The 22407-nt window shown below is 67.8% G+C and carries 19 protein-coding genes; 10 read left to right on the plus strand and 9 right to left on the minus strand.

All coding sequences use genetic code 11. From position 1 onward, the window contains the following. Positions 1 to 4 precede the first annotated feature (4 nt). The 8 genes from proC (at position 5) to P7V53_RS00685 (ending at position 6648) form a co-directional block, all read left to right on the plus strand. A complete protein-coding gene (gene proC / locus P7V53_RS00650) occupies positions 5 to 817 on the plus strand; it encodes a pyrroline-5-carboxylate reductase (RefSeq protein ID WP_280153545.1) in 813 nt (270 codons plus the stop codon). Positions 818 to 975: 158 nt separating this feature from the next. Next, positions 976 to 1491 (plus strand): DUF1269 domain-containing protein, encoded by a 516-nt coding sequence (locus P7V53_RS00655; protein WP_280153546.1) that lies wholly within the window; start codon positions 976 to 978, stop codon positions 1489 to 1491. Between the two features lie 72 nt (positions 1492 to 1563). Next, positions 1564 to 2067 (plus strand): hypothetical protein, encoded by a 504-nt coding sequence (locus tag P7V53_RS00660; RefSeq protein ID WP_280153547.1) that lies wholly within the window; start codon positions 1564 to 1566, stop codon positions 2065 to 2067. 30 nt (positions 2068 to 2097) lie between these two features. After that, positions 2098 to 3198: a c-type cytochrome gene (locus tag P7V53_RS00665; RefSeq protein ID WP_280153548.1), complete on the plus strand. Its 1101-nt coding sequence runs from the start codon at positions 2098 to 2100 to the stop codon at positions 3196 to 3198. A 16-nt stretch (positions 3199 to 3214) separates the two neighbouring features. After that, a complete protein-coding gene (locus P7V53_RS00670; RefSeq protein ID WP_280153549.1) occupies positions 3215 to 5002 on the plus strand; it encodes a cytochrome c oxidase subunit I in 1788 nt (595 codons plus the stop codon). Then, the gene (locus tag P7V53_RS00675) at positions 4999 to 5619 is read left to right on the plus strand and encodes a cytochrome c oxidase subunit 3 (protein WP_280153550.1); all 621 of its coding nucleotides are present in this window, start codon (positions 4999 to 5001) and stop codon (positions 5617 to 5619) included. Before P7V53_RS00670 ends, P7V53_RS00675 begins: the two co-directional genes overlap by 4 nt. Next, positions 5619 to 6320: a heme-copper oxidase subunit III family protein gene (locus tag P7V53_RS00680; RefSeq protein WP_280153551.1), complete on the plus strand. Its 702-nt coding sequence runs from the start codon at positions 5619 to 5621 to the stop codon at positions 6318 to 6320. The genes P7V53_RS00675 and P7V53_RS00680 overlap by 1 nt, the downstream gene beginning before the upstream one ends. Positions 6321 to 6327: 7 nt before the next feature. Next, positions 6328 to 6648, plus strand: coding sequence for a cytochrome C oxidase subunit IV family protein (locus tag P7V53_RS00685; protein WP_280153552.1), 321 nt, complete (start codon positions 6328 to 6330; stop codon positions 6646 to 6648). 1 nt (position 6649) lies between these two features. On the opposite strand, the gene P7V53_RS00690 is transcribed toward P7V53_RS00685, so the two are convergent. Next, positions 6650 to 7408 carry a slipin family protein gene (locus P7V53_RS00690; RefSeq protein WP_280153553.1) on the minus strand — a complete coding sequence of 253 codons (759 nt, stop codon included), beginning with the start codon at positions 7406 to 7408 and terminating at the stop codon, positions 6650 to 6652. A gap of 8 nt (positions 7409 to 7416) precedes the next feature. Then, positions 7417 to 8814, minus strand: a complete 1398-nt coding sequence (locus tag P7V53_RS00695; RefSeq protein WP_280153554.1) for a nodulation protein NfeD — start codon at positions 8812 to 8814, stop codon at positions 7417 to 7419. Between the two features lie 194 nt (positions 8815 to 9008). Between P7V53_RS00695 and P7V53_RS00700 the strand changes: the two genes are divergently transcribed. Continuing rightward, positions 9009 to 10280: a Glu/Leu/Phe/Val dehydrogenase gene (locus P7V53_RS00700; protein WP_280153555.1), complete on the plus strand. Its 1272-nt coding sequence runs from the start codon at positions 9009 to 9011 to the stop codon at positions 10278 to 10280. Between the two features lie 6 nt (positions 10281 to 10286). Here the strand turns inward: P7V53_RS00700 and ubiA are convergent, their stop codons facing one another. From ubiA to P7V53_RS00715, 3 genes are all read right to left on the minus strand, one after another. Continuing rightward, complete coding sequence (ubiA, locus tag P7V53_RS00705) at positions 10287 to 11165, minus strand: 4-hydroxybenzoate octaprenyltransferase (protein ID WP_280153556.1); 879 nt, start codon at positions 11163 to 11165, stop codon at positions 10287 to 10289. 79 nt (positions 11166 to 11244) lie between these two features. Beyond that, on the minus strand, positions 11245 to 15339 hold the full coding sequence (locus P7V53_RS00710; RefSeq protein WP_280153557.1) for a hypothetical protein: 4095 nt from the start codon (positions 15337 to 15339) through the stop codon (positions 11245 to 11247). A gap of 190 nt (positions 15340 to 15529) precedes the next feature. After that, positions 15530 to 17143, minus strand: a complete 1614-nt coding sequence (locus P7V53_RS00715; protein ID WP_280153558.1) for a peptide chain release factor 3 — start codon at positions 17141 to 17143, stop codon at positions 15530 to 15532. A 66-nt stretch (positions 17144 to 17209) separates the two neighbouring features. On the opposite strand from P7V53_RS00715, the gene P7V53_RS00720 reads away from it, so the two are divergent. After that, entirely contained in the window at positions 17210 to 18094 is an 885-nt protein-coding gene (locus tag P7V53_RS00720; protein WP_280153559.1) for a DNA-formamidopyrimidine glycosylase family protein, read from the plus strand. Here the strand turns inward: P7V53_RS00720 and P7V53_RS00725 are convergent, their stop codons facing one another. From P7V53_RS00725 to recG, 4 genes are all read right to left on the minus strand, one after another. After that, complete coding sequence (locus P7V53_RS00725; protein ID WP_280153560.1) at positions 18095 to 18706, minus strand: DJ-1/PfpI family protein; 612 nt, start codon at positions 18704 to 18706, stop codon at positions 18095 to 18097. An 8-nt stretch (positions 18707 to 18714) separates the two neighbouring features. Further along, complete coding sequence (locus tag P7V53_RS00730) at positions 18715 to 19212, minus strand: Dps family protein (RefSeq protein WP_280153561.1); 498 nt, start codon at positions 19210 to 19212, stop codon at positions 18715 to 18717. Positions 19213 to 19303: 91 nt separating this feature from the next. Next, entirely contained in the window at positions 19304 to 20227 is a 924-nt protein-coding gene (locus tag P7V53_RS00735; protein WP_280153562.1) for a hydrogen peroxide-inducible genes activator, read from the minus strand. Between the two features lie 83 nt (positions 20228 to 20310). After that, positions 20311 to 22374 (minus strand): ATP-dependent DNA helicase RecG, encoded by a 2064-nt coding sequence (gene recG, locus P7V53_RS00740; protein WP_280153563.1) that lies wholly within the window; start codon positions 22372 to 22374, stop codon positions 20311 to 20313. Between the last annotated feature and the right edge of the window lie 33 nt (positions 22375 to 22407).

Genomic DNA, 22407 nt, shown 5'->3' on the forward strand with positions numbered 1-22407 from the left:
CCCGATGGACACGATCGCATTCATCGGCGGCGGCAACATGGCGGCCGCCATCATCGGCGGGCTCTGCAAGAGCGGGCGGTCAGGGTCATCGATCGTCGTCGTCGATCCGGGCGATGCGCCGCGCGAGCGGCTGCGCCAGGAGTTCGGCGTGCGCGCCCTGCCCGCCGCGGATGCCACGCTGGCCGAAGCCGCGCTGGTCGTGTGGGCGGTCAAGCCGCAGTACTTCCAGGCCGCCGCGCTGCCCTGCGCGCCGCATGTGGACCGCGCGCTGCACCTGAGCGTGATGGCCGGCATCCGCAGCGAGGCGATCGCCCACGCCGCACGCACGCAACGCGTGGTGCGTGCCATGCCGAACACGCCCGCGCTCATCGGCCAGGGCATCGCCGGACTGTACGCACGCGAGGCCGTGACAGCCGACGAACGCGAGACGGTCGAGCAGGTGCTGGCCCCGACCGGGCAGACGCTATGGGTGCCGCGCGAAGAGGACCTCGATGCGGTCACCGCGCTGTCGGGCTCTGGCCCGGCTTATGTCTTCTATGTCGTCGAAGCGATGATGCAAGCGGCTGCCGAGATGGGGCTGCGCGCCGAGCAGGGCAAGCGGCTCGCGCTCGCCACCCTCAGCGGCGCAGCGGCCCTCGCCGCCGCATCGGCAGAGACGCCGCAGGTCCTGCGCGAGCGAGTCACGTCCAGAGGCGGCACGACACACGCGGCCATCACGTCGCTGGAATCCGACGGCGTGAAGGCCGCCTTCGTGAAGGCGTTGAAGGCCGCGCAGCAGCGCGCGCGAGAGCTGGGCGACGAGTTCGGCGCGGGCTGAGCGCGGCGCGCGTCACGCGCCGGTCCACCGATTGCCGATAGACATCCAGTTGCATCGCGGGCCGCCAATGCCCCGGTGTTCCCAGGGTTGTCGTACGACGCACTCGGGTGTACAAGTGAAGTGCGCGCGGGACCCGCCACCAGCAGAGAGGAGCGTGTATGCGCCGACGCATCTATTGGCTCTTGCCAGACCTGGCCTGCGCCAGGAAGACGATGGATGATTTGTTGCTTGCCCGGATTCAGGAGCAGCACATCCACTTCGTGGCCCGCGAGGGCACCGACCTCACAGGCCTCCACGAGGCCAACATCCTGCAGACCTCCGACGTCGTTCGCGCGGCGCAGGCCGGCCTCGTGATCGGCGGCGCCAGCGGCGCCGTGCTGGGCGCGCTGGCCGCGGTGTACTTCCCCATCGTCGGTGAGCAGCCGCAGTGGGGCATCGCCGCCGTGCTGGCGATGGCTGGCGCCGTCTTCGGCGCCTGGTCGGCCAGCCTCATCGGCGTGTCCACGCCCAGCCACCGTCTCGAGCGCTTCACCAAGGCGATCGACGAGGGACAGATCCTGCTGATGGTCGATGTGCCGCGCTCGCGCGTCGACGAGATCGAGCAGCGCCTGCAAGCATTGCATCCCGAAGCGCATCTGGAAGGTGTCGAGCCGGACATTCCGGCGTTTCCCTGAAGCAAGCGGCCGCGGCTGCGACAGGCGAGTCTTCGCTGTCGCGGCCCGACCGCCGTTCTTGCGGAGGTGAAGATGGAACTGCACTTGCGACTGCCCCATTGGAGGCAGCATCAGGTCGACTGGGTCGCGGCCGCCGTCAGCGGCTTCGCTGCCGGCGCTGTTCTGATGGTGCTCGAGCTCCTGTGGGGCGCCTTCGTCTCCGGTGAGAGTCCCTGGCGGACCTCGCACAGCATCGCGGCGATCCTTCTCGGGCCGTCGTCGCTCAAGGCCTCGGGGTTCGCCGTCGGCAACGTGGTCGCCGCGATGGCGGTCCACTATCTTCTCGGCATCGCTTTCGGCATGGTGCTGGGCGCGGCACTGTCGGGCTTCGTTCCCGGCTGGGACCTGCGCGAGCTGCTGCCGGTCGGCGCGCTGTTCGGCGCGGCTCTGTACGTCATCAACTTCTATGGCATGTCCGCCGTGTTCCCGTGGTTCGCCACGCTGCGCGGATGGCCGACCTTCATCGCCCACCTGATATTCGGAATGAGCGCCGCGCTCATCTACTGGAAACTGCAACGCACTGCGGCGTCCGTCTGAAGCCGCGGCAACCGACACGAAGGGCCCACCATGGCTATCGCCATCGCGCTGTTCGTGATCGTCGTCGGCTCAGTGCTGTTCCACGTCCTCACGCCGTGGTGGGTCACGCCGATCGCCTCCAACTGGTCGAAGATGGATCACACGCTGGCGATCACGGTGATCATCTGCGGCATCTTCTTCGTCGTCATCAACCTGTTCGTCGTCTACACGCTGTGGCGCTTTCGTCATCGTGAAGGCGCACGCGCGGCCTACGAGCCGGAGAACCACAAGCTCGAGCGCTGGCTGATCGGCATCACGACCGTGGGCATCGTCGCGCTGCTGGCGCCTGGGCTGGTCGTGTACGCCGACTACGTGACGCCGCCCGACAACGCGATGGTGCTGGAGGTCGTCGGCCAGCAGTGGCAGTGGCGCTTTCGCTTCCCCGGAGAAGACGGCAAGCTCGGCGGCAGCGATGCCCGCTTCGTGAAGGCCGACAACCCCCTCGGGCTCGATCCGGCCGACAAGGCCGGCCAGGACGACATCGTCGTGCTGGGCAACGAAGTGCACCTGCCGGTGAACAAGCCGGTGAAGGTGCTGCTGCGCTCGCACGATGCGCTGCACGATTTCTACGTGCCTCACTTCAGGGCGCGCATGAACATCGTGCCGGGCATGGTGTCGAGCTTCTGGTTCACGCCCACGCAGGTCGGCAAGTTCGAATCGATGTGCGCGCAGCTGTGCGGCGTCGGCCATCCGAACATGCGCGGCCTCGTCGTCGTCGAGGAGCCGGCCGGCTACCAGGCCTGGCTGGCCCGGCAGACCACCTTCCAGCAGTCGGTCGCGGCCGCGCGCCGGGGCGAAGGCGAGGCCGGCAACCTGGTCGGACGCGGCCAGATGCTGGCGCAGTCCAAGGGCTGCGTCGCCTGCCACTCGGTCGACGGCTCCAAGAGCGTGGGTCCCACCTGGAAGGACCTGCTCGGCAAGACCGAGCACCTCGAGGACGGCACCAGCGCTGTCGTCGACGAAGCCTTCCTCGCCCGCTTCATCCGCGATCCGAAGCCGATCAAGGGCTTCCCGCCGGTGATGCCGAAGATGGAGCTCAGCGACGACGAGCTGGCTGCGCTGGTGGCCTACATCAAGTCCCTCAAGGGCTGACAAGGAGACAAGTCGTATGGCTCTCGCCGAAGCCGATGCCGGTCACGATCTCCACGAGCCGAGCAGCTTCATCACCAAGTACGTCTGGAGCCAGGACCACAAGGTCATCGCGGTGCAGTACGCGAGCACGGCGATCCTCGTCGGCCTGGTGGGGGTGGTGCTGTCGAACCTGATGCGCCTGCAGATCGGCTTTCCCGGCAGGTTCACCTTCATCGATCCGCAGCACTACTACCAGTTCGTGACGATGCACGGGATGATCATGGTGATCTACCTGCTCACCGCACTGTTCCTCGGCGGTTTCGGCAACTACCTGATCCCGCTCATGGTCGGCGCGCGGGACATGGTGTTCCCGTACATGAACATGCTGAGCTTCTGGGTGTACCTGCTGTCGGTGATCGTGCTGATGGCGAGCTTCTTCGTGCCGGGCGGCCCCACCGGCGCGGGCTGGACGCTCTACCCGCCGCAGGCCATCCTGCCGGGCACTCCAGGCAACGAAGGGGGCATCGTCCTGATGCTGGTCTCGCTGCTGATCTTCATCGTCGCCACGACGATGGGCGGTCTCAACTACGTGACCACCGTGCTGCAGGCGCGCTGCCGCGGCATGACGCTGCTGCGCATGCCGCTGGCGGTGTGGGGCATCTTCGTCGCCACCATCCTCGCGCTGCTGGCGTTTCCGGCGCTCTTCGTCAGCGGCATCATGATGCTGCTCGACAAGACGCTGGGCACCAGCTTCTTCATGCCGGCGCTGGTCACCATGGGCCAGGTGGCCAACTACAGGGGCGGCAGCCCGCTGCTGTTCCAGCACCTGTTCTGGTTCTTCGGGCATCCCGAGGTCTACATCGTCGCGCTGCCCGCCTTCGGCATCGTGTCCGACCTCATCAGCGTGCATGCGCGCAAGGCGATCTTCGGCTACCGCACCATGGTGTGGGCCATCGTCGTCATCGGCGTGCTCAGCTTCGTCGTGTGGGCGCACCACATGTTCGTGAGCGGCATGAACCCCTGGTTCGGCTTCTTCTTCGCGACCAGCACCCTCATCATCGCGGTGCCCACGGCGATCAAGGTCTACAACTGGACGCTCACGCTCTGGCGAGGCGACATTCATCTGACGGTGCCCATGCTGTTCGCGATCGCGTTCCTGTGCACCTTCGTGATCGGCGGATTGACGGGGCTGTTCCTCGGCAACGTCAGCGTCGACATCCCGCTGTCGGGCACCTACTTCGTCGTCGCGCACTTCCACATGGTGATGGGCGTGGCTCCGCTGCTGGTCGTATTCGGCGCCATTTATCACTGGTTCCCGAAGATCACCGGCCGCATGCTCGACGACCGGCTCGGCCAGTTCCACTTCTGGATCACTTTCCTCGGCACCTACGCGATCTATTTCCCGATGCACTACCTCGGCGTGCTCGGCATGCCGCGGCGCTACCACGCCTACACCGACTACCAGTTCATTCCGCCGTCGGCACACCTGCTGAACGAGTTCATCACGGTCGCGGCGCTGATCGTCGGGCTGGTGCAGCTGGTGTTCGTCTACAACCTCGTGTGGAGCACCTTCCGCGGCCGCGTGGCCGGCTCCAATCCGTGGCGTGCGGCCTCGCTCGAATGGTTCACCCCCGACACCCCGCCCAAGCACGGCAACTGGGGACCGCGCCTGCCGGTGGTGTACCGCTGGGCCTATGCCTACAGCGTGCCGGGTGCGAAGGAGGACTTCATCGCGCAGGATGCGCCGCCCGACGAGGGCGGCCATGAGCCCGAGCCTTACAAGAAACCGGAGCCGGTGCCTGCCGGCAAGGGGGCAACGGCATGAGCAGCAGCGGCAGCACCACCTGGAACGCGACCGCCGGCACCCGGGCCGCCCCGGGCCAGGCCCTGGGCATCGGCTTGTGGGTGTTCATGGGTGTGGCGACGGCGTTGTTCTCGCTCTTCCTGCTCGCCAACCTGATGCGCATGACCGCCGCGGACTGGTGGCCGCTCACGTTGCCATGGCAGCTCTGGCTCAGCACTGCGCTGCTGGTCGCGGGCAGCCTGTGCCTGCACCAGGCCAGCGCGTCGGCATACCGGGAGCGCGCCGACACCCCACGCTGGCTCATGGCGGGCGGGGTGTGCGCCTTCGGATTCCTCGTCGTGCAATGGTGGGCCTGGCAGGCGCTGCTGCAAGCCGGCGTGTCGGCCACCGGCAACCCGGCCGGCAGCTTCTTCTACGTGCTGACCGCCTTGCACGGCCTGCACGTCGCGGGCGGGCTCGTGGCATGGGCGCTGACGGCGCGAGCGTTGCAGCATGGCGCCGACGCCGCCTGGCGCATACGCCTTTGCGCGCGCTACTGGCACTTCCTGCTGGCCGTATGGCTGGTGCTGTTCGCCGCCATCGGCCTGCTCACACCGGACATCGCGCGCGCCATTTGCGGCCCGCTGAGGATCATCTGATGAGCGCCGTCGCCGTTCCCGTGCACGACGAGCCTGCGGGCACGCCCCATTCGCCGCCCGCCGGCCTTCGCGGCCTGATCTCCGACTGGTCCGCCGACCAGGAGGCCTTCAAGGTCTCCTGGGGCAAGGCCATGATGTGGATCTTCCTGCTGTCCGACACCTTCATCTTCGGCAGCTTCCTCACCGGCTACATGACGGTGCGCACCTCCACCACGGTGGCGTGGCCCAACCCGAGCGAGGTGTTCGCGCTGCACGTCGGCTCCGCCAACATCCCGCTGCTGCTCATCGCCATCATGACCTTCGTGCTGATCAGCAGCAGCGGCACGATGGCGATGGCGGTCAACTTCGCGTACCGCGGCGACAAGGTCAACGCCGCCGCGCTCATGTTCGTCACCGCGGCCTTCGGCGAGATGTTCGTCTTCATGCAGGCCTTCGAGTGGTCCAAGCTCATCCTGGAGGGCGTGAGGCCATGGGGCAATCCGATGGGGGCGGCGCAGTTCGGGTCGGCCTTCTTCATGATCACCGGTTTCCACGGCCTGCACGTGACGGCCGGCGTCATTTACCTGATGGTGGTGGCGATCCGCCTGATCCGCGGCAAGTACGACAGGAAGGGCTACCAGATCGTCGAGATCGCGGGCCTGTACTGGCACTTCGTGGACCTGGTGTGGGTGTTCATCTTTGCGTTCTTCTACCTGTGGTGAGGCGAGCATGGCTTCAGCGACCGGTCACGGCCAACAGCATCCGATCAAGCTCTACCTGCTCGTGTGGGGGCTGCTCTTCGTGCTGAGCGCGATGTCGTACATGGTCGACTACCTGCACCTGCAGGGGCTGCTGCGCTGGAGCCTGATCATCATCTTCATGCTGCTGAAGGCCGGGCTCATCGTCGCCGTCTTCATGCACATGGCGTGGGAGCGGCTGGCGCTGATCTACGCGATCCTGCTGCCGCCCGGGGCGCTGATGGTGCTGGTGGGATTGATGTGGGCGGAGGCGGATTACACCTTCCTCACGCGGCTGCTGTTCTTCCGCTGACTCACTTGCGCCGCAAGGCATCGAGCAGCGGCCCCAGCACATCGACCGGCAGCGGAAACACGATCGTCGAGTTCTTGTCGGCCGCGATCACGGTCAGCGTCTCAAGGTAGCGCAACTGCAGCGCCTGCGGCTGCCTGGCCAGCACCTCGGCCGCCTCGGCCAGCTTGTGCGAAGCCTGGAGCTCGCCCTCGGCGTGAATCACCTTTGCCCGGCGCTCGCGCTCGGCTTCGGCCTGGCGTGCGATGGCGCGGATCATGGTGTCGTTCAGATCCACGTGCTTGATCTCGACGTTGGTCACCTTGATGCCCCAGGTGTCGGTCTGCGCATCGAGGATCTTCTGGATGTCGAGGTTCAGGCGCTCGCGCTCCGACAGCATGTCATCGAGGTCATGCTTGCCCAGCACCGCGCGCAGCGTGGTCTGCGCGAGCTGGCTGGTCGCCTCGAGGAAGCGCTCGACCTGGATGATCGCCTTGGCCGGATCGACGACGCGGAAGTACAGCACCGCGTTGACCTTCACCGACACGTTGTCGCGCGAGATGACGTCCTGGCTCGGCACGTCGAGCACCACGGTGCGCAGGCTCACCTTGACCATCTGCTGGATGCCCGGGACGATGATCACGAGCCCCGGGCCCTTCACCTTCCAGAAGCGGCCCAGCTGGAACACGACGCCCCGCTCGTACTCGCGCAGGATGCGCAAGGACGACGCCGCGATGATCAGCAGCAGCAACAGCGGCCCGGCCAGGCCGATTCCGTAGTCCATCCACACGATCAGGCTCCTTCGGCGACAACCTCGGCCACGGCGGCGATCTCGAGTGTGGTCCCCAGCACCCGCACCACGCGGACCTGGGCGCCCGGGCGCAGGTCGCCGCTGCCGCGAACCTTCCAGTGCTCGCCCTGCACCAGCGCCCAGCCTTCGCCCCCCGCGTATTCGACGAGCTCGCCCCGCACTCCGACCAGCTGGGGCGCGCCGTGCGCCAGCGGCCGCTGGCGCGACTTCGCCGCCATGCCCGCCACCAGCAATACGAAAGCCGCGGAGCTCAGCGTCAGCACGGCGATCAGCCAGCCCGGCACGCCGAACCCCGGCGCATCGGTGTCGAACAACAGCACCGCACCGAAGGCGAACGCCGCGACGCCGCCCAGCCCCAGGGCGCCAAAGCTCGGCAGGAAGGCCTCTGCCACGAGAAAGGCGATGCCGAGCAGGATGAGCGCCAGTCCCGCGTAGTTGACCGGCAGCATCTGCAGCGCGAACAGCGCCAGCACCAGGCTGATCGCGCCCACGACACCCGGCAGCACGAAGCCCGGATTCGAGAACTCGAACAGCAGCCCGTAGATGCCGACCAGCATCAGGATCAGCGCCAGGCTCGGCTCGGTGATCACCGAGAGCAGTCGGCTGCGCCAATCGGCATCGAAGGAGCTGACCGGCGCATCGCGGGTGGCCAGTCGCATGCGACCTCCCACCACAGGCACCTCACGGCCGTCGAGCTGGCGCAGCAGGTCGGGCACGTCGGCCGCGACAAGGTCGACGACCTTCATCGCGAGCGCATCGGCGGCGGACAGGCTCACCGATTCGCGAACCGCGCGCTCGGCCCATTCGGCATTCCGGCCGCGCAGCTGCGCGAGGCTGCGCAGATAGGCCGCCGCGTCGGCGATGCGCTTGGCGGTCATCGAATCCGCGGGCGGCTCGGCCTGCGACGCACCCGATGCGGGACGTCCCGCCGGTGCGCCGTGCTCCGGCTGCGCGCCGCCGATGCCGATCGCCACCGGCGTGGCCGCGCCCAGGTTGGACGCCGGCGCCATCGCGGCGATGTGGCTGGCGTAGAGCAGATAGGTGCCGGCGCTGGCGGCGCGCGCCCCGTTCGGCGCGACGTAGGTGGCGACCGGGATGCTGGACGCCAGCACGTCCTTGATGATCTGGCGCATCGAGGTATCGAGGCCGCCCGGCGTGTCGATCTGCACCACGACGAGCTGCGCGTCGTGCTTGGCGGCCGCAGCAAGCGCGCGCTGCAGGTGGTGGGCGGTGGCCGGGCCGATCGCGCCGTCGACAGTGGTGACGACCACCGGGCGCCGGACCTGCGCCGCTGGCGGCGACACAGCCGGCTCGCTGGCCCCGTGCGCCATCGGCGCCAGCAGGGCCATCGCGAGCAGCCATGTGCCGGCGGACCACATGCGATCGATTCTAGGAGCCGGCGCCGCTCCATGTTCGGCTCGGTTCAAGCCATGCAAACCCTGCATGACGAATGGTGAAAAACTCGGCACGCTCGCGCCTACAGTCTCGGCCCATGCAGGCGGCACACCCCCGGGCTCGTCACGAGCGGGTGCAAGGACATGCCGCCGCCTCGACTCATCGTGGAGACCCTTTCATGAGCAACCTGTCCTACATCACGCCCAGCGACACGAGTCCCTGGCACACCTACCTGTCACAGGTCGACCGTGTCGTGCCGTACCTCGGCCCGCTGGCCCGCTGGGCCGAGACGCTGAAGCGGCCGAAGCGCGCGCTGATCGTCGACGTGCCGATCGAGATGGACGACGGCAGCGTGCGGCACTTCGAGGGATTTCGCGTGCAGCACAACCTGTCGCGCGGACCCGGCAAGGGCGGCGTGCGCTACCACCCCGACGTGACGCTGGAGGAAGTGATGGCGCTGTCGGCATGGATGACGATCAAGTGCGCCGGCGTCGGCCTGCCCTACGGCGGCGCCAAGGGCGGCATCCGCGTCGATCCGAAGCTGCTGTCGCAGAAGGAGCTGGAGCGCATGACGCGCCGCTACACCAGCGAGATCGGCATCATCATCGGCCCGCAGCGCGACATCCCGGCGCCGGACGTGAACACCAACGGCCAGATCATGGCCTGGATGATGGACACGTATTCGATGAACACGGGCTCCACCGCGACCGGCGTCGTCACCGGCAAGCCGATCCACCTGGGCGGATCCCTGGGCCGCGTGAAGGCTACCGGCCGCGGCGTGTTCGTGACGGGCCGCGAAGCGGCACGGCGCCTGGGTCTCAAGCTCGACGGCGCGCGCGTCGCGGTGCAGGGCTTCGGCAACGTGGGCAGCGCGGCGGCCGAGCTGTTCGTCGGGGCCGGCGCCAAGATCGTCGCCGTGCAGGACCACACCGGCACCATCGCCAACCGCGACGGCTTCGACATGCAGGGCCTGATGGCCACGGTGCGCCGCGACGGCGGGGTGGGCAACTTCAAGGAGGCCGAGCGCATCGACGGCGAGGCGTTCTGGGACGTCGACTGCGACATCCTGATCCCCGCGGCACTGGAAGGCGTCATCACCGAGACCCGTGCCAAGCGCATCAAGGCCAAGCTCGTGCTCGAAGGCGCCAACGGCCCCACCCTGCCCGAGGCCGACGATGTGATGCGTGACCGCGGCATCCTGGTCGTGCCGGACGTGATCTGCAACGCCGGCGGCGTGACGGTGAGCTACTTCGAGTGGGTGCAGGACTTCTCGAGCTTCTTCTGGAGTGAGGACGAGATCAACGTGCGGCTCGACAAGATCATGGTCGACGCGCTGAAGAAGATCTGGGACACGGCCGACCACCACAAGATCACGCTGCGCACGGCGACCTTTGCGGTGGCGTGCGAGCGGATCCTGATTGCGCGCGAAGAGCGCGGCTTGTATCCCTGATGGTCGTCAACGCAGGGCGTGGTCGACGACCACGCCGGCGAACACCGCGAACCCAAGCCAATGGTTCAGCCGGAAGGCGCGGAAGCATCCGTCGCGCGAGCGGGTCCGTATCAGCGTGAAGTGCCACGCCGCGACTGCGCCGCCGACCGCGAGTCCCGCGTAGTACGGCCATTCGAAGCGCAGCTGCAAGCCCAGCGCAGCCCAGATCGCGAGATAGATTCCGTAGAACAGCATCACGCCCGCCACGTCGAAGCGGCCGAGCGTGATGGCCGATGTCTTGAGGCCGATCTTGACGTCGTCGTCGCGATCAACCATCGCGTACTCGGTGTCGTAGGCGAGCACCCAGAACAGATTGCCGATGAGCAGCCACCACGCGAGCGCCGGCACTTGGCCCTGCACCGCGGCGAAGGCCATCGGGATGCCGAAGCTGAAGGCGACGCCGAGCACCGCCTGCGGCATCGAGAAGAAGCGCTTGGTGAACGGGTAGAAGACGCTGACAGCCAGCGCCACAAAGCTCCATGCGATGGTGGTCGCATTGGTGGTCAGCACCAGCCCGAAGGCGGCGAGCGCGAGCGCGGCGCCCAGCAGCAGTGCTTCCTTCGGACTCACCGCGCCGCTGGTCACGGGGCGCATCGCCGTGCGCTTCACGTGCTTGTCGAAATCCCGGTCGGCGACGTCGTTGACGGCGCAGCCGGCGCTACGCATCAGGAAGGTGCCGAGCACGAAGACGACCAGCAGGTGCCAGCCGGGAAAGCCCCGCGCCGCGATCCACAATGCAGCGAGCGTCGGCCACAGCAGCAGCCACGTGCCGGCCGGGCGATCCCAGCGGATCAGGTTGAGGTACAGCGCCATGCGCGAGGACGGTGCAGCAGCGGACGTCGACATGGTCCGGATTGTCTCGCTTCGCGCGCAGCGGTGGCCGCACGCAAGTGCTGCGACCAGAGGCTGCGATGAGCGCCCAGGCTCAAGGACCCGACACGACCGGGCACACCGGCGGCTTGGCGGGCAGGCTGTGCGAAAACCCCTTGTCATTGGTGGCCACTTCCGTCCGCTTGACGATCTCGCCGTCCTGGACGTTGAAGCTCCCCGCTGCGTTGGGCTTGACGACATATGCGAGGACGTTCTGCTGCGCCGGGGCCGGCAGTTCGTACAGGCGATTCTGGTACGTGTACACCGAGCCGCCGGCCTTCTCGTCGCAGCGCGGTTCGCCGGGCGTGTAGGCGCCGCTCAGTTCGACCGAATAGTTGATGCAGCCTTGGGGAGGGCACGAATGGTATGTGTCGAGCTCATCGGCGCCTGGGCATGCGGGGTCGCCGGGGCAGCTGCCAATCGGTGCGACGCCTCGTGCGTTGTCCGCATCCTGCATGACGTAGAAGTACAGCATCCCGATGTCCCGGTCGTACCAGTACTTGGTGAAGCTGGCGGGAGTCCCGTCGGCGTTCGTCACCTCGGACAACGAGGAGGCCGCCGTGAGGGTGCTCACGGGGTAGATGCACTGGCGCGTCGCCGCATCGAGGGTCGACGGCGGTGGGCAGCTGCCGTCAGCCGGAGCGGGCGTGACGCCGTGGGCCGGGCAACCGGTCGCACCGAAGTTCTGCGTCGGATTCTGATGGTCGAGGTTGTGGCAGAACTCGCCATTGAAGCGGTTCTGCAGCTGGTTGTAGAAGGGCTGCAGCAGGGGGTTGTTGAAGCTCACCCCGTTGCCTCCCCATGACTTGTAGCCGCGCCGGATGGTGAAGCTGCCTGTCGGCGTGGCGCCGCCCGCGTCGGTGTAGCAGATGCCGATGCGCACGTAGAACGGGCGCGACGCCATGTCAGGCTTGACCGCGTCGGTGAAGCCCACCCGCACGATGCTCGGAATGCCCGCAGGGCCGGCCACGACGCCCGGCACGCTCGATGGGAATGCCTTCAGCACCGAATAGCCGAAGCCGCTCGTGACCTTGGGTTCCCAAATGCCCTGGCCGTTGCGGCCGAACAGGGTCATCGACTGGTGCTTGCCGTAGTCGAGCGAGTCCTTGAAGAAGCTGAGGTCCTGCCAGTTCTGCCCCGCCGGGCCCCCCGGCCACAGGGCCTCGAACTCCAGGGTCGCCATGTTGCCCGGTGAGATGAGCGACGTCGCCCGGCCCTCGAACTGCTGGTCCTGTTGCCCGGCAGACAGGCACTCGTCGACGGAATTCGACGACGCGTTGAAAGGGAGATTGTTCAGCGAGATGGGGAAGGAGCCGGGCACTGGATTGCCGGATGCGTCGACCACCTTGAAGCCGGTGAGCGAACCATCCAGATCGATCAGCGCGGTGTTCTGGTCTCCGTCGCGGAAGTCGCCGAGGTTGACCTTCGAGGTGTAGATCTGATGCCGCAGATCGACGTTGTGGAACCGCAGGCCCTTCACCGTCGTGGCGGTCGGATAGGCACTCTGGTTGTTCTGGAACCAGCCCAGCGCGGCATCGCCCTCGTATCCCGTCGTACCAGGATGGGGGTAGGCCACGTAGGCTGCGAGATGGTCGCGATCGTCCTTGGTGAGCAGCGGTGACGGGTCCCGCAAGAAGTTGACGAAGCGCGTGTCGACGATGCGCACCGGGCCGTCGTAGATCATGTAGCCGGCCGAGTTCCAGCGCGGCGTCTGGTAGCCCTTCTCCATGATTTCGTTCGCCAGCGGCTGCAGATCGACGCAACCGGGACCATCGCCGAGGCTGGTGCTCGGGCATGGTCCCCAGCGGTCGACGTTGTTGGCGCTGACACCGACCACGACCGAGTCCTTCAGCAAAGCCCAGACCCCCGGCGCGTTGCCGTCGTTGCCTCCGGAGCTGACCAGGGTGACGCTATCGCGGTTGGTGGCGAAGCGACCGTTCTCGACCACGGACCACATGGGTCGCATCCAAACCCCGCGGTTGCGGTTGCGTGTCGCGGTGAGCCCGCTGAAGCGACCGATGACATTGACCGAGGTCGGCTCCGCCGTGCTCAGGCCCCCGACCGTGGGGAACAGCTGGTCCGACACCGTGCCGAAATGGCCTTCGCTGAACAAGCCGTCGTAGCACGCATGCACGCGGTTGTTCACGAACCTGCCGCTCGGATCGAACTTCCGAGCGCCCGTCGACCCATCCGGCGGCGGCACATACCAGTACCCCTTGCCGACGCCCTGGCAGCCGCCGATCGAATTGCCCTGCAGCTTTGCCGATGGATGGGTGATCCAGAACCCACTGGCCGGCTCGATATAGAAGTGATCCGTCGCGCACGGGGCCGGGCCGACCAGGTCGACTCGGCCGTCGCCGATCCCGCTGCGCACGAAACAGGCGCTGTGCGTCGGATTGCCCTGGCTGTCGGTGTTGACGACATTGAACGCCGAGTAGCCGTTCTCACGCGCGAGGTTGTCGCCTTCCCAGAAGTTCCTGGGCGAGCCGTCGGTCGTCCTGGCCACGGAGTCGGCAATGCCGAAATGGTGGCTCATCGCGCCCAGACCCAGATTGCCGACGTAGGCCGTGTCGATCTCGTTGCCCATCTCCTGGTAGAAGAGATGCCCGACCGCGCGCGCACAGACGTTGTAGCTGATCGTGAGGTTGCTTGTGGCGTGCACCGCGACGCACTTGTTGTAGCTGTGGTGGATGCTGTTGGATTCGATGACCGGCTCGTTGCGCACGTCGCCGGCCATGTGGAAGTGGATGGGGTATGCCCCCAGCCTTTCCTTGCCGAACTTCTCGAACTCCACGCCACGCACCCTGACCGCGTCGAAGCCGGCGCACAGACGCATGTCGCCGCCCCAGTGCAGGCGTGTGTCGTGCGCGGCGATGGCCGGATCGGGCGTCTGCGCGGTCAGGCGGATGTTGCGCGACACGAGTCCGACCTCCGCGCGCTCGTCGACCCCGAAGTTTCTCGTGCTGTCCGCGCCGAAGCCATCTGGCCCTGGTACGCCCGGGTCCTGGCTGCCGAAGTGATAGTGCCGCAGCGGCTGACGCAAGGTGACGACGCTGCCTTGGACCGCAGGTGCGACGCTCGCGATCTGCACGAACTCGGTTTCGAAGGGACTGAAGCTGGAGGTGGCGATGGTGATCCAGTCGCCCGCCTTCCACGGGTTCGAGCCCTTGCTCACGTCGCGCGCGAGGAAGATCCTGGCTTCGCCGCCGGCATCCACCGGTGCGCCGATTCCCTTGTCGGTAGCCTGATACGCCGGCGGCCCTGCCGGCTTGGCGAGATGCGTCCAGCTGACGCCGTCGGGGGCGCTGGCAACGCCGCGCGCGCCGTGCATCAGCAGTTGGCCGCCGGCGGTGACGACGATGCCCTTGTCGGCCGCCTCGCAGGTGTGTGCTCCCAGGGACGGCGGTGGCGTGGTCGGCCCTTCGCCGACGAAGCGCAAGGTCAGCGTGTGGTCCGGGTCGTCGGTGCCGATGGGGCAGCTCTCACTGCCGGCCTGCACCAGGCCCGAAACGGTGAGCGAGGCGAGATCCACGCTGCGCGTCTCGTCCAGCAGGTACAGCACTCCTGCGGCCTTGACCGTCACCCGGCCGAGCGCATCCGCGCCGGTGAAATCACGGTCCACGTGTGCCGACTCACAGGCCAGACCGGGGCCGATCTCGACGTCGCCATTGGGCGCTCGACAGCTCGACAGCGGTTGCGTCGCGGCGCGCAGGTCGGCGTCGCTCTGTGCGCAGCTGCCCACCAGCTGTGAGGAGCGCACGCGCAGCGTCAGTTCGTGGCGCGTCGCGTGCGGTTCATCGTCGATGTCGGCGGCGACCAGCGTGATCGGGTACGTGCCGGCGTGGCTTTCGTGCGGGTTCAGCTCGAGAGTGGCCGTGCCGTCGCCGTGGTCGGTGATTCGAGCGAACGCCGGCAGGTTCTCGGCCTCGAAGCTCACCGGTGCGCCTTCGGGGTCGCTGGCCCGGATGGTGACCGAGGTGATCTGCCCGGTGAGTGCCACTGCATGGAGCGGTGCGACGATGACCGGCGGCCGATCTGCGCCTGCCGAGCAGGCTGCGACCATGGCCACCACGACGCTCAGGATCCCCAGCAGCCGCCGACCTGATCCGTGGTTGTTCCGGGCCGGTATACAAGCGATGGATCGATTCATGCTGGCCCACTCCCGCACGCAAGGTTTGCCACACCTTGCGATGTCCCATTGCGATGCTCGAGCGCAACAGGCCGACGGCCCCGCGGCGGATCTCGCCGTGTACTGCGCTCAGAGGCAGTAGGCGCGCGACCGAATGACGAGTGGTGACTGATTCGTGACGATTCGGATGCCGGGCGTGGGGCGCGCCGGCCTAGCCGTCGAGGTGCTTCTGGAACACCAGCCCCGCGTGCTCACGCAACGCGTGGAACTTGATCTTCGGCCAGTTGGCCTCGATGGCGCGAAGCTCCGGGGCGTACTCGACCAGCACCGTGGGCGCGTCGACCGCGTCGTGCGCGACGCGGTGCGAGTTGCCGTCGATGAAGCGCTTCAGCTCGTTGGCGTCGTCGCAGGTGACCCAGCGCGCCACCTGGAAGCGCGAAGGCTGGATGCGCGCCTTGACGCCGTACTCGTGCTCGAGCCGGTGCGCCACCACCTCGAACTGCAGCTGGCCGACTGCGCCGAGCAGCAGCATCGAGCCGGCCACCGGACGGAACACCTGGATGGCGCCCTCTTCGCCCAGCTGCGTCAGGCCCGCCTTGAGCTGCTTCGTGCGCAGGGGATCGGCCACCTCGACCGTGCGGAACATCTCGGGCGCGAAAAACGGCAGGCCGGTGAACTGCAGGGGCTCGCCTTCGGTCAGCGTGTCGCCCAGCTGCAGCACGCCATGGTTGGGAATGCCGATGATGTCGCCCGCAAAGGCTTCGTCGAGCAGCTCGCGTCGCTGCGAGAGGAACGACACGACGGTATTGGGCCGCAGCTCCTTGCCGCTTCGCACCACCTTGAGACGCATGCCGCGCTGGAAGTGGCCCGAGGCGACACGCACGAAGGCGATGCGGTCGCGGTGCGCCGGATCCATGTTGGCCTGGATCTTGAAGACCACGCCGCTGAACTTCGCTTCGTCGGGTTGGACCTGGCGCTGGATGGCTGAGCGCGCCGCCGGCGGCGGCGCCAGGTCGACCAGCGCGTCGAGCACTTCGCGCACGCCGAAGTTGTTGATCGCCGAGCCGAAGAACATCGGCGTCTGGTGCCCTTGGAGAAAGTCTTCCTCGTCGAATGGCGGCGCGGCTATCTGCACCAGCTCGATGTCGTGACGCGCGTGTTCGTACTGCGCCCCGAAGCGCTCGGCATACACCGGATTGGTCAGACCCTCGATGATCTCGTCGTCGTTGCTCTTGCGGTCCTCGCCGGGCACGAACACGCGCATCTGCTCGGCGCGCAGGTCCATCACGCCATGGAACGCCTTGCCCATGCCGACGGGCCAGGTGAACGGCACCACGCTCATGCCGAGCTCGCGCTCGATCTCGTCCATCAGCGCCAGCGGTTCCTGCACCTCGCGGTCCATCTTGTTGACGAAGGTGAGGATCGGGGTGTTGCGGGCGCGGCAGACCTGCAACAGGCGCCTCGTCTGCGGCTCGACGCCGTTGGCCGCGTCGATCACCATCAGCGCGGCGTCCACGGCGGTCAACACCCGGTAGGTGTCCTCCGAGAAGTCCTGGTGGCCCGGGGTGTCGAGAAGGTTGATGACGCAGTCGCGGTACTCCATCTGCATCACCGAGCTGGCCACCGAGATGCCGCGCTGCTTCTCGATCTCCATCCAGTCCGAGGTGGCGTGGCGGCTCGCCTTGCGCGCCTTCACCGAGCCGGCGATCTGGATGGCGCCCGAGAACAGCAGCAGCTTTTCCGTCAGCGTGGTCTTGCCCGCGTCGGGGTGGGAAATGATGGCGAAGGTGCGGCGGCGGCGCACCTGGGGCGTGAGTTCGGACATGGAGCTGCAGCCTGCACAGACCGGCTGCCGGGTGAAAGAGCCTCGATTATCGAGGACACTCGCCCGATGCCGGAGCTGCCCGACATCACCGTCTACATCGAACGGCTGGATGCCAGGATCCGTGGCGACACGCTGCAGCGGGTGCGGGTGCTCAATCCCTTCCTGCTGCGCACGGCGGTGCCGCCGATCACGCAGGCCGAAGGCAGGCGCGTGATCGGCATCGAGCGGCTCGGCAAGCGCATCGTGCTCGCGCTGGAGGGCGGCCTCTTCCTCGTCATCCACCTGATGATCGCCGGCCGCCTGCGCTGGCTGGCGGCCGGCGCCAAGCCGCCGGGAAGGATCGCGCTGGCGACCTTCGAGTTCGGCGGGGGCACGCTGCTCCTCACCGAGGCCGGCACGCAGCGTCGGGCCTCGCTGCACCTGCTGCCCGACCGGGCCGCGCTGGAAGCGATGGACCCCGGCGGCATCGACGTGATGAGCGCCGACCTGGCGGCCTTCGCCGCGCGGCTGCAGGCCGAGAACCACACGCTCAAGCGCTCGCTGACCAATCCGCGGCTCTTCAGCGGCATCGGCAACGCCTATTCCGACGAGATCCTGCACCGGGCACGTCTGTCGCCGGTGACGCTCACGCGCTCGCTGGACGCCGAGTCGACCCGGCGCCTGTTCGACGCGACCCGCGAGGTGATGGCCGAGTGGATCGAGCGGCTGCGCAGCGAGGCGGGCGACTGGCCGGACAAGGTGACGGCCTTCCATCCGAAGATGGCCGTGCACGGCCGGTTCGGCCAGCCGTGCCCCGTGTGCGGCTCGCCGGTGCAGCGCATCGTGCACGCCGACAACGAGACGAACTACTGCGCGCGCTGCCAGACGGGCGGCAAGCTGCTGGCGGACCGGGCGCTGTCGCGGCTGCTCAAGGCGAGCTGGCCGAAGCACATCGACGATCTCGAGAAGTAGTCAGCCCGCCGGCTCGTCGATGAACGGGCGCACCACCTTCAGCAGCCGCTCGACGTATTCGTCCTTCTCGCCCACCGGCGCCGCGTAGTGCAGCGCGCTCGCCGCGGTCTCGAAGCCCGCGCGCTTGGCCATCATCCAGGCGGCCAGGTACTGCGACGCAAGGCAGCCGCCGGCCGTTGCGATGGGTCCCTTGGCGTGGAAAGGTGCATCGACCACGCGCACGCCCGCCTGCACCACCCACGGCTTGGTGGTGAGGTCGGTGCACGCGGGCATGTCGGCCAGCAGTCCGAGGCGTGCCAGCAGCAGCGTGCCGGAGCACTGGGCCGCGATGAGCTGGCGCAGCGGATCGAGCTGCAGGCGGTCGAGCAGCGCGCTGTTCTCGGCGATGGCGCGGGTGTAGATGCCGCTGCCGAAGATCACCGCGTCGGCCTCGTTGGCGAACTCGAGCGTCTGCTGCGCTTCGACGACGACACCGTTCATCGAGGTGACATGCGAGCTGGGACTCGCGATCTCCGCTTTCCAGCCGTCGGCCTTCAGGCGGTTCAGCAGTCCCAGTGCGATGAAGGAATCGAGCTCGTTGAAGCCGTCGAAGGTCAGGATGGCGATGCGCATGGAGACGATCAGTCCTCCAGCAGCGACCGCAGCATCCAGGCGGTCTGCTCGTGAACCGCGAGGCGCTGCGTCAGCAGGTCGGCGGTGGGCTCGTCGTTGGCCTGATCGGCCAGCGGGAACACGCCCCGGGCGGTGCGGGCGACCGCCTCGTGGCCCTCGACGAGGATGCGCACCATCTCGAGCGCCTTCGGCGGCGTGGTGGGCACGTCCTTGATCGAGGCGAGCTGCCCGAACTGGGCGTACGAGCCAGGGGCGACGTGCCCGAGCGAGCGGATGCGCTCGGCGATCGGATCGACCGCGTTCCACAGCTCGGTGTACTGCTGCATGAACATGGCGTGCAGCGTGTTGAACATCGGGCCGGTGACGTTCCAGTGGAAGTTGTGGGTCGTGAGGTACAGCGTGTAGGTGTCGGCCAGCAGGCGGCTCAGGCCGGCGGCGATCGCGCCGCGGTTTTCTTCGCTGATGCCGATGTGGATGCCGACCGGGCCTGTCGAGGGAGGGGGCATGCGCTTCTCCTTGGTGTTTGCTTGAAATCAGTCTATCGGCTGGGACGCCGGGACGCCAATCACTTGCCGTCATCAAGGCGATAGCGCGACCTCACGCGGTGAGCCGCTTCACTCCCTGCAATTCGCAGGCATAGATGGCGTTGCGCAGCGCGGCGATCGCCTCGTAGCGGGTGAACGTGCGCCGCCATGCCAGCACCACCCGCCGCGTGGGCGCCGGGGGCGTGAACGGGACGTAAACCACGTGCGACTGCTGGTCCTTGGGCACGCTGAGCTGCGGCACGACAGTGACACCCATCCCCGAGGCGACCATGTACTTGATCGTCTCCAGCGACGAGCCTTCGAAGCTCTTGCGGATGCCTTCGGCGTCGCTGGAGAAGCGGGCGTATTCGGGACACACCTCGAGCACGTGGTCGCGGAAGCAGTGGCCGGTGCCGAGCAGCAGCATCGTCTCCTGCTTCAGCTCTTCGGCGCTGATGCGCTTGCGCTTGGCCAGCGCGTGGCTCTTGGGGACCGCCACCATGAAGGGCTCGTCGTACAGCGGCGCGACCGCCAGGCCGGTATCGGGGAAAGGCTCGGCCATGATGGCCGCGTCGAGCTCGCCGGTGCGCAGCATGTCGAGCAGCTTGACGGTGAAGTTCTCCTGCAGCATGAGCGGCATCTGCGGCACGCGCTCGATGGCCTGCTTGACCAGGTCGGGAAGCAGGTACGGGCCTATCGTGTAGATGACGCCCAGCCGCAGCGGCCCCGACACCGGGTCCTTGCCGCGCTTGGCGATCTCCTTGATGCCGGCCGCCTGCTCGATGACCGACTGCGCCTGCCGCACGATCTCCTCGCCCAGCGGTGTCACGCTGACTTCGTTGGCGCCGCGCTCGAACAGCTTCACGTCGAGCTCTTCCTCGAGCTTCTTGATCGCCACGCTCAGTGTCGGCTGCGACACGAAGCAGGCTTCCGCCGCGCGGCCGAAGTGTTTCTCGCGGGCGACGGCAACGATGTAGCGAAGTTCGGTGAGCGTCATGGCGGCATGAGCGCGGAGGGGGAGCCGGAAGTATGTCAGCGACGTGCAATCAATGCACGTCGGGCGATAGCCGATCTCTGCGCTCAGGCCTTGAGGTACTCGGCCCGGCCCCCGAGCCAGCGCGCGACGTGCTCGCGCGCCGCCGCCGGGTGCTCGTCCAGCATGCGGCCGGCCGCCTGGCGTGCGGCGCGGACCAGGTCTTCGTCAAGCGTCAGGTCGGCGAAGCGCAGCAGCGGTGCACCGGATTGGCGCGCGCCCAGAAATTCGCCCGGCCCGCGGATCTCGAGGTCACGGCGGGCGATCTCGAAGCCGTCCGTCGTCTCGGCCATCGCCTTCAAGCGCGCCTTGCCGGTGTCGGACAGGGGGCCGGTGTAGAGCAGCACGCAAACGCTCGCCACGCCGCCTCGCCCCACCCGGCCGCGCAACTGATGGAGCTGGCTCAGGCCGAAGCGCTCGGCGTGCTCGATGACCATCAAGCTGGCGTTCGGCACGTCGACGCCGACCTCGATGACGGTCGTGCTGACCAGCACCGCCATCTGCCCACCGCCGAACAGCGACATCACCGCTGCCTTCTCCGCCGCCGGCATGCGACCGTGCAGCAGCCCGACCATGCGGCCCGGCAGCGCCTCGACAAGCTGCTGGTGCGTCGCGGTGGCGTTCTGCAGGTCGAGGTGCTCCGACTCCTCGATCAACGGGCAGACCCAGTAGACCTGACGGCCCTGCCCCACCTCGTCGCGGATGCGCTCCAGCACCGCGGCGCGCTTGGTGTCGGCGAAGACCTTGGTGACGATGGGCGTGCGGCCGGGCGGCAGCTCGTCGATGGTGCTGATGTCGAGGTCGGCGAACAGCGTCATCGCGAGGGTGCGCGGAATCGGCGTCGCGCTCATCATCAGCAGGTGCGGCTCCAGCGCCTGCTCCGCCAGCTTGTGGCGCAGCGCGAGCCGCTGCTGCACGCCGAAGCGGTGCTGCTCGTCGATCACCGCCAGGCCGAGCTTGGCAAACTGGACCTCGTCCTGGATGACGGCGTGCGTGCCGACCACCAGACCGGCTTCGCCGGATGCGACGCGCTCCAGCATGGCGCGCCGCCCCTTGCCCTTGCGGCTGCCGGTGAGCCAGGCGATGCCGACATCGAAGGGCTCCAGCCAGTGCACCAGCTTGCGAAAGTGCTGCTCGGCGAGGATCTCCGTCGGCGCCATCAATGCGCATTGCCAGCCGTTGGAGATGGCGATCGCGGCCGCCAGCGCCGCGACGACCGTCTTGCCCGAGCCGACGTCGCCCTGCAGCAGGCGGTGCATCGGCGTGTCGCGCTGCAGATCCGACGCGATCTCCTCGCCGACCCGGCGCTGCGCAGCCGTCAGCCCGAACGGCAGCGCGCCAAGCAGCTGCTCCTGCAGCCCGCCGCCCTGCACGGCGAAGCGCGGCGCGCGCTGGGCCTCGCGCTCGCGCCTGGCTTCGAGCTGCGAGAGCTGCTGCGCCAGCAGCTCCTCGAACTTGAGCCGGCGCCAGGCCGGATGACTGTGGTCCTCCAGCGCGGCGAGCGACACGTCGGGCGCCGGGTGGTGCAGCAAGCGCAGCGATTCGCGCAGGCCGGGCAGGCCCGGCGGCACCAGCCCGGCGGGCACGACGTCGGACAGGTCGGCGTGCGCCAGGCCGGACGCCACCGCCTTGCGCAGATAGGCCTGCGGCAAGGCCGCGCTCGTCGGATAGACGGGCGTCAGCGCGGCGGCGAGCGGCGTGCCGGCTTCGACGCCGCGAAACGCCGGGTGCACCATCTCCAGCCCGAAGAAGCCGCCGCGCGCTTCGCCGCGCACCCTGATTCGCCGCCCGACCTCCAGCGCCTTCTGGTGGCTCGGATAGAAGTGCAGAAAGCGCAGCACCAGCTCGTCGCCGGCGTCGTCGGCCATGCGGACGACCAGCTGGCGCCGCGGACGGAACTGGACGCGGCTGTCGCGCACCGTCCCTTCGACCTGCGCCGTGTCGCCGTCGCGCACCGCGGCGATCGGCACGAGGCGTGTCTCGTCCTCGTAGCGCAGCGGCAGGTGCAGCGCGAGGTCGATGTCGCGCAGCAGGCCGAGTTTCTCGAGGGCCTTCTGCGGCGCGGACTTCTCCTTGTGTTCGGGGACGGAGGGCGGCGGCGAGAAGGCCATGGGACAATTCTGCCCTCCTTGGCACGGGTCTCG

This window comes from Piscinibacter sp. XHJ-5, from assembly GCF_029855045.1.
Lineage (GTDB): Bacteria > Pseudomonadota > Gammaproteobacteria > Burkholderiales > Burkholderiaceae_C > Albitalea.

What these genes read in the sequence shown, in the direction of transcription:
- proC (WP_280153545.1), top strand. Translation starts at nt 5, where the DNA reads ATGGACACGATCGCATTCATCGGCGGCGGCAACATGGCGGCCGCCATC.
- P7V53_RS00655 (WP_280153546.1), top strand. Translation starts at nt 976, where the DNA reads ATGCGCCGACGCATCTATTGGCTCTTGCCAGACCTGGCCTGCGCCAGG.
- P7V53_RS00660 (WP_280153547.1), top strand. Translation starts at nt 1,564, where the DNA reads ATGGAACTGCACTTGCGACTGCCCCATTGGAGGCAGCATCAGGTCGAC.
- P7V53_RS00665 (WP_280153548.1), top strand. Translation starts at nt 2,098, where the DNA reads ATGGCTATCGCCATCGCGCTGTTCGTGATCGTCGTCGGCTCAGTGCTG.
- P7V53_RS00670 (WP_280153549.1), top strand. Translation starts at nt 3,215, where the DNA reads ATGGCTCTCGCCGAAGCCGATGCCGGTCACGATCTCCACGAGCCGAGC.
- P7V53_RS00675 (WP_280153550.1), top strand. Translation starts at nt 4,999, where the DNA reads ATGAGCAGCAGCGGCAGCACCACCTGGAACGCGACCGCCGGCACCCGG.
- P7V53_RS00680 (WP_280153551.1), top strand. Translation starts at nt 5,619, where the DNA reads ATGAGCGCCGTCGCCGTTCCCGTGCACGACGAGCCTGCGGGCACGCCC.
- P7V53_RS00685 (WP_280153552.1), top strand. Translation starts at nt 6,328, where the DNA reads ATGGCTTCAGCGACCGGTCACGGCCAACAGCATCCGATCAAGCTCTAC.
- P7V53_RS00690 (WP_280153553.1), bottom strand. Translation starts at nt 7,408, where the DNA reads ATGGACTACGGAATCGGCCTGGCCGGGCCGCTGTTGCTGCTGCTGATC.
- P7V53_RS00695 (WP_280153554.1), bottom strand. Translation starts at nt 8,814, where the DNA reads ATGTGGTCCGCCGGCACATGGCTGCTCGCGATGGCCCTGCTGGCGCCG.
- P7V53_RS00700 (WP_280153555.1), top strand. Translation starts at nt 9,009, where the DNA reads ATGAGCAACCTGTCCTACATCACGCCCAGCGACACGAGTCCCTGGCAC.
- ubiA (WP_280153556.1), bottom strand. Translation starts at nt 11,165, where the DNA reads ATGTCGACGTCCGCTGCTGCACCGTCCTCGCGCATGGCGCTGTACCTC.
- P7V53_RS00710 (WP_280153557.1), bottom strand. Translation starts at nt 15,339, where the DNA reads ATGAATCGATCCATCGCTTGTATACCGGCCCGGAACAACCACGGATCA.
- P7V53_RS00715 (WP_280153558.1), bottom strand. Translation starts at nt 17,143, where the DNA reads ATGTCCGAACTCACGCCCCAGGTGCGCCGCCGCCGCACCTTCGCCATC.
- P7V53_RS00720 (WP_280153559.1), top strand. Translation starts at nt 17,210, where the DNA reads ATGCCGGAGCTGCCCGACATCACCGTCTACATCGAACGGCTGGATGCC.
- P7V53_RS00725 (WP_280153560.1), bottom strand. Translation starts at nt 18,706, where the DNA reads ATGCGCATCGCCATCCTGACCTTCGACGGCTTCAACGAGCTCGATTCC.
- P7V53_RS00730 (WP_280153561.1), bottom strand. Translation starts at nt 19,212, where the DNA reads ATGCCCCCTCCCTCGACAGGCCCGGTCGGCATCCACATCGGCATCAGC.
- P7V53_RS00735 (WP_280153562.1), bottom strand. Translation starts at nt 20,227, where the DNA reads ATGACGCTCACCGAACTTCGCTACATCGTTGCCGTCGCCCGCGAGAAA.
- recG (WP_280153563.1), bottom strand. Translation starts at nt 22,374, where the DNA reads ATGGCCTTCTCGCCGCCGCCCTCCGTCCCCGAACACAAGGAGAAGTCC.